Origin of the sequence: Microbacterium oxydans (assembly GCF_026559675.1) — a bacterium.
GTDB lineage: Bacteria > Actinomycetota > Actinomycetes > Actinomycetales > Microbacteriaceae > Microbacterium > Microbacterium oxydans_D.
Window position 1 is genome coordinate 1,059,058 of the sequence record NZ_CP092891.1, and the last position, 14,218, is coordinate 1,073,275.

Sequence of the window (14,218 nt, forward strand, 5' to 3'; positions counted from 1 at the left end):
GGTCGTCGCGGGAGAGCGCGGAGACCGACGCGTGGGTAGCATCGAGGTATGGACCCGTTGCTGCTCGCTGCCGAGTGGTGGTGGATCGCGCCGACCGCGGTCGCCGCGGGAACGGTCGGGGTGATGGGTCTTCGTCGACGCAGCAGCACCGTGAGCGGACGTCGTCTCGCCGTCGACGCCGCGCGCCACGACCTCAGGGAAGCGCAGCTGGTGGCGGGCGAGCGGCGCACCGCGCTGAAGATCGCCCGAGCCGATCTCGCTCGCGTCTCCGCCGAGCGGGCGGCGCAGCGAGCGACCGCCGAGCAGGTCGCCGGAGCCCGCCGGATGCTCCGCGAGAGGGAGCGCGACGCGAAGGCCGCCGCCGCCGATGTGCGCGCGCGTCAGGTCCGGCTCAACGCCGCGAGGGCCGCCGTGCCCTCGGCGTCGGAGCCGCGCCCCCTGGAGCGACTGCACGCCGCGCATGACGCGGTGACGACGCGGTGGATGCGCTACGAGACCGACCCCGCCCTGCAGATCGCCTATCCGGCCATGACCGACGTCAAGAATCCCGCCACGGCCGCGTACTTCCGTGCCGCCGGACACGCCGTCGACAGGCGACGCGAGGCGGCGGGCAAGGTCACCCCCGCGGAGTTCGCTGCGTACCGTGACGCGGTCGCCGAGCTGGAGCGGGCGTTCGAGGCGGCCGAGCACGCTGCGAAGGTGCAGGCGGGCGAGGCACCGTCGAACGCGGCCTGGCAGGATGCCGCGCAGGACATGCTCAGTCGCTCGGCCGAGGCCATCGACCGCGCCGCCGGTGCCGCTGCCGCCGCACTCTCGTCCTGGACGAGCCGCGGGCGCAAGGGCCCGCCGCCCGACCAGCAGCGCTGACCGTCACCCGACCGGCCTCCGGCCGCCTCCCTCGGTCGTCTCGGCGAGAGCCGAGGACGCCCCCACGGTCCTCGTCCGCACGAGCTCGCGGTACCAGTGCCCCGAGTCCTTGACCGTGCGCTCCAGGGAGTCGAAGTCGACCCGCACGATGCCGAAGCGCTTGGCGTAGCCGTAGCCCCACTCGAAGTTGTCGAGCAGCGACCAGACGAAGTAGCCGCGCAGGTCCACGCCGCGCTCGAGCGCCCGGTGCGCCGCGGTGAAGTGACGGCGGAGGTAGTCGATGCGCTCGGGGTCGGGCACGGAGCCGTCCTCCGCGACCTCGTCGTCGAACGCCGCACCGTTCTCGGTCACCATCAGGGCCTGCTCCGGGAACTGCTCCGAGAGCGACACCAGCAGCTCCTCCAGGCCCTCCGGGGCGATGTTCCACCCCATCGCGGTGTACGGCCCCGGCTGCTCGACGAACTCGACCAGCTCGTCGCTCCCCGGCCACGCCGTGCCGCCCTCCGCGCCCTTGTGGCCGTCGTTCTGCTGCTTCGGAGAGAGCCCGTCCCAGAGGCGGACCGTCGCGGTGGAGTAGTAGTTCACCCCGAGCACGTCGATCGGCTGGTGGATGGTGTCGAGGTCGCCCTCGCGCACGAAGTCCCAGTCGGTGACCGACGCGGTGTCCGCGAGCAGATCGGCCGGGTACTCGCCGCGCAGCATCGGACCGGTGAACGCCCGGTTCGCGAGCGCGTCGATCCGGCGCATCGCCTCGGCCGCTCCGTCGCCCTGCCCCCGCAGGACGTGGAAGTTCAGCGTGACCGAGTAGTCGGGGTCACCGGTCGAGGTGGCCCGCAGCGCCTGCACGGCTCGCCCGTGCGCGAGGTTGAGATGGTGCACGGCCGACAGCGCGGAGATCGGCTCGTGCCGACCCGGTGCGTGCCCGCCCTGCCCGTAGCCGAGGTACGCGGAGCACCACGGCTCGTTGAGCGTCGTCCAGGTGTGCACGCGATCCCCGAGAGCCGTGCCCATGATCTCGGCGTAGCGCTCGAAGGCATCGGTCGTCGCGCGGGAGGTCCAGCCGCCCGCATCCTCCAGGTACTGCGGAAGGTCCCAGTGGTACAGCGTGGCCACCGGACGGATGCCGCGTTCGAGCAGGCCGTCGACGAGGCGCGAGTAGAAGTCCACGCCCGCCCGGTTGACCTCGCCCGAGGCGGCCGGCACGATGCGCGGCCAGGCGATCGAGAACCGGTAGGCCTGCAGCCCGAGGTCGCTCATCAGGTCGAGATCCTCGTCGACGCGGTGGTAGTGGTCGCACGCCACGTCACCGGTGTCGCCGTTCCACACGCGCCCCGGTGTCCTGCTGAAGGTGTCCCAGATCGAGGGCGTGCGCCCGTCCTCGGCCGCCGCGCCCTCGATCTGGTACGACGCGGTGGCGGAGCCGAATGTGAAGCCCTCGGGGAAGACGAGGCCGGAGCCGCGATAGTCGTCCCGGGGCGTGAGGGGGAGGGTCATGCGGTGATCTCCTCGAGGTCGGCGGTGTAGGTCTCGGTGCGTCCGTCGGGGTTCGTCACGGTGACGGCGACGCTGCCGGTGCCGCCCGGGAAGACCCGGAGCCGCAGACCGTCATGGTAGTCGTAGTCCGGCCGGTCCACCCGGGCGCCCCAGGGGAGCGCGGTCCCGGGCCGCACGTACAGCGGCAGGGAGTCGAAGCCGTGCCGCTCCCGGCGCCAGCCCCCGCCCGTGACGGTCTCACCCGTGAGCAGCGAGGTCCATTCCCCAGCCGGCAGGTAGAACTCGACCTCGCCGTCCTCCGTGAAGACCGGGGCGACGAGGAGGTCCGGGCCGAGCATGTACTGCCGGTCGAGGTACGCCGTCGCCGGGTCGTCGGGGAACTCCAGCACCATCGGGCGCATCAGCGGGACACCCGTCGCCGCCGCCTCCAGGCCGTGCTGGTACAGGTACGGCATCAGCCGCATCTTGAGGTGGGTGAACTGCCTCGTCACCTCGACGGCCTCCTCGTCGAACGCCCACGGCACCCGGTACGAGCTGGAGCCGTGGAAGCGCGAGTGCGAGCCGAGCAGTCCGAAGGCGGTCCAGCGCTTGTACACCCCGGCGTCCGGCATGCCCTCGAAGCCCCCGATGTCGTGGCTCCAGAACGCGAAGCCGGACAGCGCGAGCGAGAGGCCGCCGCGGAGCGTCTCGGCCATCGAGGTGTACGTCGACGTCGAGTCGCCGCCCCAGTGCACGGGCATGCTCTGCCCGCCCGTGGTCGCCGACCGCGCGAACAGCACCGCGTCGCCCTCTCCGCGCGTCTCGGTGAGCACATCGTGCACCGCCCGGTTGTAGAGGTCGGTGTAGAGGTTGTGCATGCGCTCGGGATCGGCGCCGTCGGCCCACACCACGTCGGTCGGGATGCGCTCGCCGAAGTCGGTCTTGAAGCAGTCGACACCCTGCGCCACGAGGGCGCGCAGCTTCGCCTGGTACCAGGCCGTCGCGTCGGGGTTCGTGAAGTCGACCAGCCCCATGCCGGCCTGCCACAGGTCCCACTGCCACACGGTGCCGTCGGCCCGCTTCACGAGGAAGCCCTGGTCGGCGGCCTCGCGGAAGAGCGGCGATCGCTGGGCGATGTAGGGGTTGATCCACACGCACACCCGGAGGTCGCGCTCGTGCAGACGGCCGAGCATGCCCTCGGGGTCGGGGAACACCCGGGGGTCCCACTCGAAGTCGCACCAGTTGAACTCGCGCATCCAGAAGCAGTCGAAGTGGAACACCGACACGGGCAGCTCGCGGGCGGCCATCTCGTCGAGGAACGAGTTCACGGTCTGCTCGTCGTAGTCGGTCGTGAAACTGGTCGACAGCCACAGCCCGTACGACCAGGCGGGCACGATCGGCGGACGCCCGGTGAGCGCCGTGTAGCGACCGAGCACGTCCTTGGGCGTGGGGCCCGCGATCACGAAGTACTCCAGCACCTCCCCGGAGACGGAGAACTGCACCCGCTCCACGGCTTCGGAGCCGATCTCGTAGGACACATGCCCCGGATCGTTCACGAGCACGCCGTACCCGCGGCTGGAGAGGTGGAACGGCACGTTCTTGTACGCCTGTTCGCTGGAGGTGCCGCCATCGGCGTTCCACACGTCGACGGTCTGCCCGTTCTTCACGAGGGGGCCGAAGCGCTCGCCGAGTCCGTAGATCTGCTCGCCGACGCCGAGGTCGAGCTGCTCGTGCACGAAGGTCGAGGCCGCGGGTGCCCCGCCGCCCTGGCGCGCGTTGCCCACGATTCCGGGATCCACCTGCGCGTCGTCGGCGAGGCGGATGTAGCCCTGCGCCTTGTGCCCGCTGCCGGTCACCCGTCGACCGTCGACCGCGAACGAGAGGTTCCACGGCGCACCGGTCGCGATCGTCGCGACGAGGGAGCCCGCGTCGACCACGCCCGCGGTGTCGGTCACCGAGACGGAGGGCTCGGCCGTGCCTGCACCGGGAAGGGCGAAGCCGTGGGGCGGACGACCTCCGGTGTGGTGGGCGATCCGCACCCGGATCACCCCCTCCGCGGGGGAGGAGAGCGTCGTGGTGAGCACGGGGCGGTTGAGGGTGTCGCCGCGTCCCGCGATCACCTTGGTGGGAGCGGTGATGACGATCCCGGGACCGTCAGGGGTGTCCGAGGTCTCGGCGACGTCGTACGCCTCCTGCGCGTGGAGCGCGGTGACGCCGGGACGCAGCTGCCAGAACCCGTCGGTGAACTTCATTACTTGACTGCTCCTGCCGTGATGCCCCGGGTGAGGGTGCGCTGGAAGATGAGGAAGAAGATGAGCGTGGGGATGATGCCCAGCAGGGCGGAGGCACTCGTGGTGGTGACGTCCATGAGCCGGTCGCCCTGCAGCACGCTGATCGCGACGGGCACGGTCTGGTTCGCGTTCGAGGCGAGGAACGTCAGGGGGATGAGGAACTCGTTCCACGTCCAGATGAAGAAGAAGATGAGCAGCACCGACAGCGTCGGGCGGCTGATCGGGAACACGACGCGCCAGAGGATCTGCCAGCGCGTGGCGCCGTCGAGCGACGCCGCCTCGAGCACCTCCTTGGGGAAGGTGCCGTACACCGACGAGAGCAGATACGTGCCGAACGCCGCCTGGATGACGGTGAACACGATGATGACCGACCACACGTTGTCGTACAGGCCGACGGATTTGAACATGTAGTACAGCGGGTAGAGCAGCGCCTCCTGCGGCAGCAGGTTCGCGAGCAGGAAGAGCAGCACGATCCAGGAACGGCCGCGGACGCGTCCGATGCCGATCGCGAACGCGTTGAGCATCGAGATCACCACGGCGAGGACCGCGACGATGCCGGAGATGAAGATCGAGTTCCAGACCTTCTCGGGGAAGTTCACGCGCTCCCAGAATTTGATGATCCCGCCGAAGTCGAGCGTCTCGGGGAGCGCGAGCGGACCGGAGGTCGCATAGTCGACCGGGGACTTGAACGAGTTCACCAGCACGAGGTAGAACGGCGCGATGACCAGCAGGGCGCCGATGACGACGAGTGCCAGCAGCAGCCAGTCGACCGGGCGCTTCTTGGTCATGCCGCCGCGGGGACGGCTCTTGGCGGGCTTGCCGGTGACGATGGCGGTGGTGGCGTGCATCACAGACCCGCCCTTTCCTTGCGCTCGAGCGAGTTCTGGACGCGGATGAAGATGATCGACACGATCACCACGACGATGGTGAGGACGGTGGCGATCGTGGCGCCGTAGCCGACGTTCCGCTTCGTGAAGAACTCCTGGTAGGCGTAGTACGCGGGCACGAGGGTCGCGCCGGCCGGTCCGCCGCGCGTGATGATGTACACCGGTCCGAAGACCTTCAGCGCGGCGATCGTGCAGGTGAGGGTGACGACGAAGATCTCGGGCCGGATGATGCTCATCGTGATCGCCGTGAAGCGCTGGAGCCAGTTCGCCCCGTCGAGCTCCGCGGCCTCGTAGAGCTCGGGGTCCACGCGCTGCAGCGCCGCCATGAACACCACGACGGGGTAGCCGAGCTGCACCCACACCATGACGACCATCAGCACGATGAGGGCGGAGGGCATCTGCCCGAGCCAGTCGTAGGCGGGGACGCCGAACCATCCGAGGATCTGGTTGAGGGCGCCGTCACCGCCGGGGCGCACGATCCAGCCGATCACGATGCCGGCGACGGCGATCGGGAGGATCTGCGGGAGGTAGTAGGTGGCCCGCAGGAAGCTGCCGACCTTGCCGCCGAACTTGCGTCCGACGACGTCGAACAGCAGGGCGGCGACGATGAGACCGACGATCGTCGGCACGACGACCATGGCGATGATCATCCACACCGAGTTCGTGAACGAGGTCCAGAAGTCGCTGTCGGTGAGGATCTTCTGCCAGTTCTCGAGACCGATGAACTCCGGCGTGCGCACACCCTTCCACTTCGTGAAGGTCAGGTACACGTTCCAGATCAGCGGGACGATCACGACGATCAGCAGCAGCACGAAGCCGGGCAGCAGGTACATCCAGTAGGCCCCGGTCCCACCGCTGCGCTGCGGGATCGTCGGCTGCTCGGGCGGCAGTTTGGTGCGGCCCTCGCGTCGGGTGGCGAGTGACATGTTCATCTCCAGACGATGCGGGGGCGGCCGTCGGACGACCGCCCCCGCGGGTGGATCAACGGAATTCCGCGGTGCCCTCGTCGTACTGCTCGCCGAGGTTCTTGTTGGTGGTCTCGACGTCCTGCACGCCGGTGACGAGGCCCTGCAGCTCCTGCACGATCACGTCGTAGAAGCCGGGCGCGGGCCAGTCCGGGTAGAAGGAGAGACCGTCGGCGTCGAGCACGCCGTTGAACGTCTCGATGAGCGCCGCGCTCTTCTCGTCGGTGATGTCGGCCGTGTCGGCCGCGACCGGGAGTCCGCCGTTGTTGCCGATGATCGCCTGGATCTCGGGGCGCATCGTGATGTCGATGAACTCGTAGGCGAGCTCCTTGTTCGCGGCGTTCTCCGGCACGACCCACAGGTTGCCCGAGGAGCCGAGCGAGAGGTCGGCACCCGGGAAGGCGCTCATCGACCAGTCGAAGCCGGTGGCCTCGGCGACGAAGCGTCCGAACCACCAGGAGCCCGACACGAAGATCGGCGAGGTGCCGTTGATGAAGGACACGCCGGCGTCCTCGGCCTTGACCGAGGAGACGTCGGAGGCGATGTAGCCCTTGTCGACGTACTCCTTCAGCGTCTCGGTCGCGGACGTGACCTCCGGTCCCTGCCAGTCGACCGGGTTCTTGTACAGCTGGTAGTCGTCGACGAAGCCGCGGTCGCCCTCGAGCAGCGCGAGCTGGTACCAGAGCTGACCGAGGGGGTACTCGGCTCCGGCCTCGGCGAGCGGGGTGACGCCCTGGGCGACGAACGCGTCGAGCACGTCGACGAACTCGTCGTAGGTGGTCGGGATCTCCAGGCCGGCCTTCGCGAACGCGTCCTCGTTGTAGTAGACGCCGACGAACTCGCCGTAGTTCGGAACGCCGAACCAGGTGTCGCCGCCCATCACGCCGTCCTCGGTGTACTTCGCCGTGGTCTGCAGCGACGGGGCGAGCTTGTCGTCCCATCCGTGCTCCTCGACGGCATCCGAGATGTCGGCGATCAGACCGGTGGAGGCGAGGAAGCCCGCCGTGGCGTTGCCCTTGTTGAACTCCATGAGGTCGGGCGCGGCATCGGTGTCGAGCACCTGGCTCGCGGTCTTCTGGATCTGCTCGAAGGACTTCTCCTCGAACTCGACCTTCGCTCCGGTCTCCTTCTCGAAGACCTTGATGGCCTCGGCCCAGGCCTTGCCCATCGCGCTGTCGGCGCCCTCGTAGTGCCAGAGCTTGAGGGTCTTGCCGTCGCCGCCGTCGTCGCCGGAGCCGGCGGTGCAGCCGCTCAATGCGATCCCGGTCGCGGTGAGCGCGGCCAGAACGGCCAGCGCCTTCGTCCTGCGGGTGGTGCGTGCCATCGTCGGCACTCCTTTCTCTGCGGCCGCTCGGGCCGACACTTCATCGGGTCAGGTGTTCAGTTGTGGAAGAGCATCATCGAAGCGTTTCGACAAAGAGCGTGCTCAGAGGAGATCTGGTCGCCGCTCAGTCCCCGGCGGGGGAGACGGAGCCGACGGCTCGGTACTCGGGCGGGATGAGGTGGATCCGGGGCGCCGCCTCGCCGTCGAGGCTGCGGACGGCGAGGTCGACCGCGAGCTCGCAGGACTGCTGCGGGATGAGCGGGATCGTGTCGATCGGCACCGAGAGCATCGCGGTGTCGAAGGAGGCGGCGGCGGAGATGACGGCGACGTCCGCTCCGACGGTCAGGCCGTGCTCGTCGAGGACGGACAGCAGGATCTCGTGCACGTCGTCGACCGCGTGCACGATGAAGGCGCGATCACCGCGGGCGAGTGCCTCCTCCGCGGCGGCGCGGACGGCGGCCGGCTCGGTGGACGCCGCGCCGGTCACCGACCAGGTGAGCGCGATGCCGCGTGCCGCGATCCGCTCCTGCACGCCGTGCAGCAGGCGGCGCGGGAAGTTCGACCGGCGGTACGACACCTCGGTCTGGCCGAGCAGCGTGATGCGCTCGTGCCCGGCGTCCGCGAGACGGTCGACGGCGAGATGGCCGACGGCCTCGAAGTCGAGGTCGACGCAGGTGAGCCCCTCGCTGTCGTCGGGAAGGCCGATGAAGACGGTGGGCGTGCGGACGGTCCGGGCGATCGCCACCCGTTCGTCATCGGGGGCGACGTCGAGCACCAGGATCGCGTCGACCAGGTTGCTGGCGGCGACGCGGTTCATGCCCTCGGATGTCTGCTCGTCGGTCAGCAGGAGGATGTCGTAGCCCTGCCGCCGCGCGGCGACGGCGGTCGCGAGGACGAACGCCATGTGCGTCGGGGCATGGGTGTCGGCGCGCAGCGGCTCCGTCAGCGCGAAGATGTGGGTGCGACGGCCGGCCAGCATGCGGGCTCCGGCGTCCGGTTCATAGCCCAGCGTGTGCACCGCGTCCTCGATGCGCTTGCGCGTCTTCTCGGAGACCGGACGCTTGCCGCTGAGCGCGTAGGAGACGGTGCTGATCGATACCCCGGCGGCGTGCGCCACCTCGTGGATCGTCGTCATGCGGACTCCATCGTCATCGGGGCGACCGCATCGTCGAAGCGCTTCGCCTGTTCCTTCTCAGCGATGATAGACAGCCGATGTCGGGGAGCGCAAGCTTTTTGTGGTTGCGCGCAACAAATTCGTCCACGGTGCATGGGAGCGGTCCCGCCGGAGGGCGACGAGGTCTCGATGGGGGAGGGGATTCGAGACCCCGCCGCCGGTCTAGGTCGTGACGCGGATCTCGGCGATGACCTCGCCGTAGGCGGTCTCGCCGACGGGGGTGAACCCGACGCGGTGGAAGAACGTCTCCGGTCCTCCCTCACCCGCCTCGTAGATCACGTCGACGTGGTCGACGCCGCGTGCGCGGGCCTCGTCGACCAGTGCCTCGACGGCGTAGCGGCCGACACCGCGACCCTGGTCGTCGGCGTCGACGTTGATGCGCCACAGCACGGAGCGGAAGTGCTCCTCCGGCGCCTCGGGGTCGAAGTTCGCGCTGACGAAGCCGACGACCTCGTTGCGGTCGAGGATGACCCGCTGCCAGGACGTCTGCGGGTTGATGACGGTGGCCGCGATCCCGTACGAGACCGGAGCGAGGAACTGCTCCTGTCCGGGCTTGAGCGACAGGTTGTTCACGGCGACGATCGTCGCAGCGGAGAGTTCGACCATGCGCAGTTCGGACATGTCCCCAGGCTAACCCCTCGCGCGCGGAGGTACACGTTTCGGGCGAACATTTCACCTCGGCGTCGTCGACCCGCGCCGTGGAGAGCGTGCGCGTCACCGCCCCGAATACGCGATCCAGGCCACTCAGGTATCTTGGTATCGAGACAAATAGCCCCGTGAACGGAGAACCTCCCGGTGACCGACGACGCCATCATCTACACGTACACAGACGAGGCACCGGCGCTCGCCACCGCCTCGTTCCTTCCGATCATCCAGGCATACACCGGCCAGGCCGGCATCGAGGTCGAGACGCGAGACATCTCTCTGGCGGGCCGCATCCTCGCCGCGTTCCCGCAGAAGCTCACCCCCGAGCAGCAGGTCGGCGACGCGCTCGCCGAGCTGGGCGGCCTCGCCACGCTCCCCGAGGCGAACATCATCAAGCTGCCGAACATCTCGGCTTCCATCCCGCAGCTCAAGGGCGCCATCGCGGAGCTGCAGAAGCAGGGCTACGACATCCCGGACTTCCCGGACGAGCCGTCCTCCCTCGAGGAGAAGGACGTGCGCGCCCGCTACGACCGCATCAAGGGCTCCGCCGTGAACCCCGTGCTGCGCGAGGGCAACAGCGACCGCCGCGCCCCGCTCGCGGTGAAGAACTACGCCAAGAAGCACCCGCACCGCAACAAGCCGTTCGCGAACGGATCGAAGACCCGCGTCGCGACCCTCGGCCACGACGACTTCAAGCACAACGAGCGCTCCTGGGTCGCCGCCCACGACGACGTCCTGAGCTTCCGTCACACGGCGGAGGACGGCACGGTCACCGTGCTCAAGGAGGGCCTCAAGGTCCTTCCGCGCGAGATCATCGACGCCACGTTCCTCTCCGCCACGGAGCTGGACGCCTTCCTCGCCGAGACGCTGAAGACGGCCAAGGCCGACGACGTGCTCTACTCGGTGCACCTCAAGGCGACCATGATGAAGGTCAGCGACCCGATCATCTTCGGTCACGTCGTGAAGGCGTTCTTCGCCGACGTGTTCGCCCAGTACGGCGACAAGCTCGCCGCCGCCGGGCTCAGCGCCAATGACGGGCTCGGCTCGATCCTCTCGGGTCTCGCGAACGTCGCGGACGGCGCGGAGATCGCCGCCGCTTTCGACAAGGCCATCGCCGAGGGCCCGCGCCTGTCGTACGTGAACTCCGACAAGGGCATCACGAACCTGCACGTGCCGAGCGACGTGATCGTCGACGCGTCGATGCCCGCGCTGGTGCGCAACGGCGGCAAGCTGTGGGGCAAGGACGGGGAAGAGGCGGACACGCTCGCCGTCATCCCGGACTCCTCGTACGCGAGCGTCTACCAGGCCGTGATCGACGACGTGATCGCGAACGGCCCGCTCGACCCGGCCACCATCGGCACCGTCCCGAACGTGGGGCTGATGGCGCAGGCCGCCGAGGAGTACGGCAGCCACGACAAGACGTTCGAGATCGCGGCGGACGGCATCGTCCAGGTGCTCGACAGCGAGGGCACGGTGCTCATCGAGCACACGGTCGGCAAGGGCGACATCTGGCGCGCGACGCAGACCAAGCACATCCCGGTGATGGACTGGGTCAAGCTCGCGGTGACCCGCGCGCGGGCGACCGGCGACCCCGCCGTGTTCTGGCTCGACGCGAACCGCTCGCACGACGCGCAGATCATCGCCAAGGTGCACCAGGGCCTCGCGACCCTCGACACCAAGGGCCTCACGATCACGATCCTCGCCCCCGAGGAGGCCACGCGCTACACGCTCGCGCGCATGCGTCACGGCCTCGACACCATCTCGGTCACCGGCAACGTGCTGCGCGACTACCTGACCGACCTGTTCCCGATCCTCGAGGTCGGCACCAGCGCCAAGATGCTCTCGATCGTCCCGCTGCTCGCGGGCGGCGGACTGTTCGAGACCGGTGCCGGTGGTTCCGCGCCGAAGCACGTGCAGCAGCTCGTCGAGCAGAACTACCTGCGCTGGGACTCGCTGGGCGAGTTCTTCGCGCTGGCCGCGTCCCTCGAGCACTTCGCCGACCGCACGGGCAACGAGAAGGCGCGCGTGCTGGCCGAGACGCTGGACGCCGCGACCGGGACGTTCCTCGAGGAGGACCGCTCGCCGGGCCGCGCTCTGGGCACGATCGACAACCGCGGCAGCCACTACTACCTGAGCCTGTACTGGGCCCAGGAGCTGGCGAAGCAGACCAAGGACGCGGATCTCGCGGCCGCCTTCGCCCCGATCGCCGAGACCCTCGCGAAGAACGAGGAGACCATCGTCTCCGAGCTCAACGCGGTGCAGGGCACGCCGGTCGAGATCGGCGGCTACTACCGTCCGGACGACGCGCTCGTGACCGCCGTCATGCGTCCGTCCGCGACGCTGAACGGCATCGTCGACGCGCTGCGCTGACACACGGAAGAAGGGGGCGGATGCTGCGGCATCCGCCCCCTTCTTCGTACCCGCCGTGGCCGGTCGACGGCAGGCGCACGGGCCGAAACCCAGACGAGAGCGTCACGCCACGGCGCGTCCGGCGCGGACACGCGGGTGCGCCGGCATCCGCTCTCCGCTCTGGATCCGCGCTGGATCAGCTTTGTCCGCGGGCGCGCCGGTCAGCGACCGGTGCGGGTCAGTTGTAGACGGAGACCTCGAGGCCCTCGGGGGACCAGTCGTAGACGTACTTGGCGAGGTCGATCGGCAGGTTGACGCAGCCGTGGCTCATCCGGTTGCCGAAGTTGTTGTGCCAGTAGGTGCCGTGGAAGCCGATGTTCGGCGCGAACCAGGTGATCCAGGGCACGTCCTCGGTGCAGTAGGGGGCGCCTTCGTAGCAGCCCATGTCCTGCATCGCGGTGTGCGCGAACACCTTGAAGTTGCCGGTCGGCGTCGGTGTGCCCGGCAGGCCGGTGGAGACCGCCCAGGACTTCACGACCTCGTTGTTCTGGAAGAGGTACGCACGCTGCTGGCTGAGGTTGATCTCGATGCGGCGGGCCAGGTTCACGGTCTTGAACGGGGTCTCGCTCACGGTGAGTGCGAACACGCCGTCGCCCGCGGCGAGCTGCTGGGCGAACTGGTCGGCGACGCCCGAGGTGTCTCCGACCGCGCGCCCCGTGGCACCCGTCTGCTCCGCGCGCAGCACGTTGCCGGCGGAGTCGACGATGTTGGTGGCGTTGACCGGGGCACGGTCGACGAGCTTGGGGAGCGTGTCGACGGTCGCCTGGATGGCCTGCGCGTCGGCTTCGATGCGCAGCTGTCCGTCGTCGTCGACGACCTTCAGCCAGGTCGCGGCCACCGCGGGCTTGACCGGCACGGTGCGCTCGTCGCCGACGTAGAAGCCGATCTTCCCGAGCATCGTGTTCAGCTCGGCGGCCGTGGCCGTCGCATCGTCGTCGGACACGGCGGGCAGCGCCTCGGCGGGGCCGCCGGGGTAGTCGAACGACGCGCTGCCGGCGGCGACCGCGTCGACGAAGGCGGCGTTGAGATCGGCGACGTCGATGCCGGTACCGGCATCGGACGGCGTGATGATGTACTTCCCGGTGGTGGCGTCGAAGGCGACACCCGCGTCCACGGGGTCGACGAAGCTGGCCGGGACCGCGTCGCGCAGAGCCGCGGTCGCCTTGTCGGCGTCGAGGGCGATCTCGGCGGGAACCGGGTCGCCCATCCAGGATCCGAGGTTCCACATCGGCCGCTCGGCGAACGCGGTGTCGGCCAGGGCGGTCGCATCGACGGTCGCGCCCAGGTCGGCGCCGGAGAGGACGGTGCCGTCCCCGTCTCCGGTGAGCGTGACCTCGGTCTCGGCGAGGTGGGAGTTGATGGCCTCGGCGGCGGCGCCCGGGGTCATCCACCCGACGGGGATGCCGGCGACCGTGGTGCCGGGGGCGATGAGGATCATGGAGGCGGCGCCCGCGCCCAGCACGACGGCTCCGACGCCCAGGCCGATCCAGAGGCCGAGGCGGCGCTTCTTGGGGGACGGCTCGACGGGAGCCCAGGCCAGGGGCTGCTCGCCCGTGTTCGGCGGCACGACCTCGGTGGAGGCCTCGCCCGGCGTGAGTACGGCGGTGGGTGCGGAATCGTCACCGTGCGCCTCGGCTGCTGCGCCCGGCGCAGAAATCAGATCGGTCACGAACTTCACCCCCCGGCTCTCAAACGTGTCCTGACGTCCAATGGTACGGGATGGGAGGTAACGGGGAGGCAACGGAAGTGATATCGTGCGCCTCCCCGCCCGGGGAATCAGTCGACGATCGCGATGCCGTCGATCTCGACGAGCATCTCCTCACGCGGCAGGCCCGTGAAGACGGTGGTGCGCGAGGGCAGCACGTCGCCCGTCGTGTGGGCGCTGACGAAGGCGCCGTAGGCGTCGTTCATGATGGGGAAGTCCTCGCGCTTGGTGAGGTAGACGCGCAGCATCACGACGTCGTCGAACGTCGCGCCGGAGGCCTCGACGATCGCCTTGACGTTCTCGAGCGTGCGGGTGGTCTGCGCGGCGACGTCTCCCGGGAAGAGGTACTCGTTCGTCGTCGGGTCGACGGGGCCCTGGCCGGAGACCTGGACGAACGGGCCCTTGCGCACTCCCTGCGAGAAGGTGTGTGCGGGGGCGGGGGCGGCGTCGGTGGAAACTCGGGTCTTCGCGGTCATGC

The 14,218-nt window shown here is 69.3% G+C and carries 11 protein-coding genes; 2 read left to right on the top strand and 9 right to left on the bottom strand.

The genetic code is table 11. From position 1 onward, the window contains the following. Nucleotides 1-48: 48 nt before the first annotated feature. Nucleotides 49-867, top strand: a complete 819-nt coding sequence (locus tag MME74_RS05070; protein WP_267417632.1) for a hypothetical protein — start codon at nt 49-51, stop codon at nt 865-867. Between the two features lie 3 nt (nt 868-870). On the opposite strand, the gene MME74_RS05075 is transcribed toward MME74_RS05070, so the two are convergent. From MME74_RS05075 to MME74_RS05105, 7 genes are all read right to left on the bottom strand, one after another. Then, the gene (locus tag MME74_RS05075; protein WP_267417633.1) at nt 871-2,361 is read right to left on the bottom strand and encodes a GH1 family beta-glucosidase; all 1,491 of its coding nucleotides are present in this window, start codon (nt 2,359-2,361) and stop codon (nt 871-873) included. After that, on the bottom strand, nt 2,358-4,592 hold the full coding sequence (yicI, locus tag MME74_RS05080) for an alpha-xylosidase (protein WP_267417634.1): 2,235 nt from the start codon (nt 4,590-4,592) through the stop codon (nt 2,358-2,360). Before yicI ends, MME74_RS05075 begins: the two co-directional genes overlap by 4 nt. Beyond that, nucleotides 4,592-5,479, bottom strand: a complete 888-nt coding sequence (locus tag MME74_RS05085) for a carbohydrate ABC transporter permease (RefSeq protein WP_267417635.1) — start codon at nt 5,477-5,479, stop codon at nt 4,592-4,594. The genes yicI and MME74_RS05085 overlap by 1 nt, the downstream gene beginning before the upstream one ends. Continuing rightward, nucleotides 5,479-6,444 (bottom strand): carbohydrate ABC transporter permease, encoded by a 966-nt coding sequence (locus tag MME74_RS05090; RefSeq protein ID WP_267418519.1) that lies wholly within the window; start codon nt 6,442-6,444, stop codon nt 5,479-5,481. Before MME74_RS05090 ends, MME74_RS05085 begins: the two co-directional genes overlap by 1 nt. A gap of 55 nt (nt 6,445-6,499) precedes the next feature. Further along, on the bottom strand, nt 6,500-7,807 hold the full coding sequence (locus MME74_RS05095; RefSeq protein ID WP_267417636.1) for an ABC transporter substrate-binding protein: 1,308 nt from the start codon (nt 7,805-7,807) through the stop codon (nt 6,500-6,502). A gap of 124 nt (nt 7,808-7,931) precedes the next feature. Further along, nucleotides 7,932-8,942 (bottom strand): LacI family DNA-binding transcriptional regulator, encoded by a 1,011-nt coding sequence (locus MME74_RS05100; protein ID WP_267417637.1) that lies wholly within the window; start codon nt 8,940-8,942, stop codon nt 7,932-7,934. 201 nt (nt 8,943-9,143) lie between these two features. Then, nucleotides 9,144-9,602 (bottom strand): GNAT family N-acetyltransferase, encoded by a 459-nt coding sequence (locus MME74_RS05105; RefSeq protein WP_267417638.1) that lies wholly within the window; start codon nt 9,600-9,602, stop codon nt 9,144-9,146. A gap of 174 nt (nt 9,603-9,776) precedes the next feature. On the opposite strand from MME74_RS05105, the gene MME74_RS05110 reads away from it, so the two are divergent. After that, a complete protein-coding gene (locus MME74_RS05110; RefSeq protein WP_267417639.1) occupies nt 9,777-11,996 on the top strand; it encodes an NADP-dependent isocitrate dehydrogenase in 2,220 nt (739 codons plus the stop codon). 217 nt (nt 11,997-12,213) lie between these two features. Here MME74_RS05110 and MME74_RS05115 read toward each other — a convergent pair whose 3' ends face one another. Next, nucleotides 12,214-13,713 (bottom strand): L,D-transpeptidase family protein, encoded by a 1,500-nt coding sequence (locus MME74_RS05115; protein ID WP_267417640.1) that lies wholly within the window; start codon nt 13,711-13,713, stop codon nt 12,214-12,216. Between the two features lie 98 nt (nt 13,714-13,811). Continuing rightward, nucleotides 13,812-14,216 (bottom strand): RidA family protein, encoded by a 405-nt coding sequence (locus tag MME74_RS05120; protein WP_267417641.1) that lies wholly within the window; start codon nt 14,214-14,216, stop codon nt 13,812-13,814. Between the last annotated feature and the right edge of the window lie 2 nt (nt 14,217-14,218).

Bases quoted from the DNA above. Each gene is read 5' to 3' on its own strand.
- MME74_RS05075 (WP_267417633.1), bottom strand. From the start codon at position 2,361: ATGACCCTCCCCCTCACGCCCCGGGACGACTATCGCGGCTCCGGCCTC.
- MME74_RS05070 (WP_267417632.1), top strand. From the start codon at position 49: ATGGACCCGTTGCTGCTCGCTGCCGAGTGGTGGTGGATCGCGCCGACC.
- yicI (WP_267417634.1), bottom strand. From the start codon at position 4,592: ATGAAGTTCACCGACGGGTTCTGGCAGCTGCGTCCCGGCGTCACCGCG.
- MME74_RS05085 (WP_267417635.1), bottom strand. From the start codon at position 5,479: ATGCACGCCACCACCGCCATCGTCACCGGCAAGCCCGCCAAGAGCCGT.
- MME74_RS05090 (WP_267418519.1), bottom strand. From the start codon at position 6,444: ATGTCACTCGCCACCCGACGCGAGGGCCGCACCAAACTGCCGCCCGAG.
- MME74_RS05095 (WP_267417636.1), bottom strand. From the start codon at position 7,807: ATGGCACGCACCACCCGCAGGACGAAGGCGCTGGCCGTTCTGGCCGCG.
- MME74_RS05100 (WP_267417637.1), bottom strand. From the start codon at position 8,942: ATGACGACGATCCACGAGGTGGCGCACGCCGCCGGGGTATCGATCAGC.
- MME74_RS05105 (WP_267417638.1), bottom strand. From the start codon at position 9,602: ATGTCCGAACTGCGCATGGTCGAACTCTCCGCTGCGACGATCGTCGCC.
- MME74_RS05120 (WP_267417641.1), bottom strand. From the start codon at position 14,216: ATGACCGCGAAGACCCGAGTTTCCACCGACGCCGCCCCCGCCCCCGCA.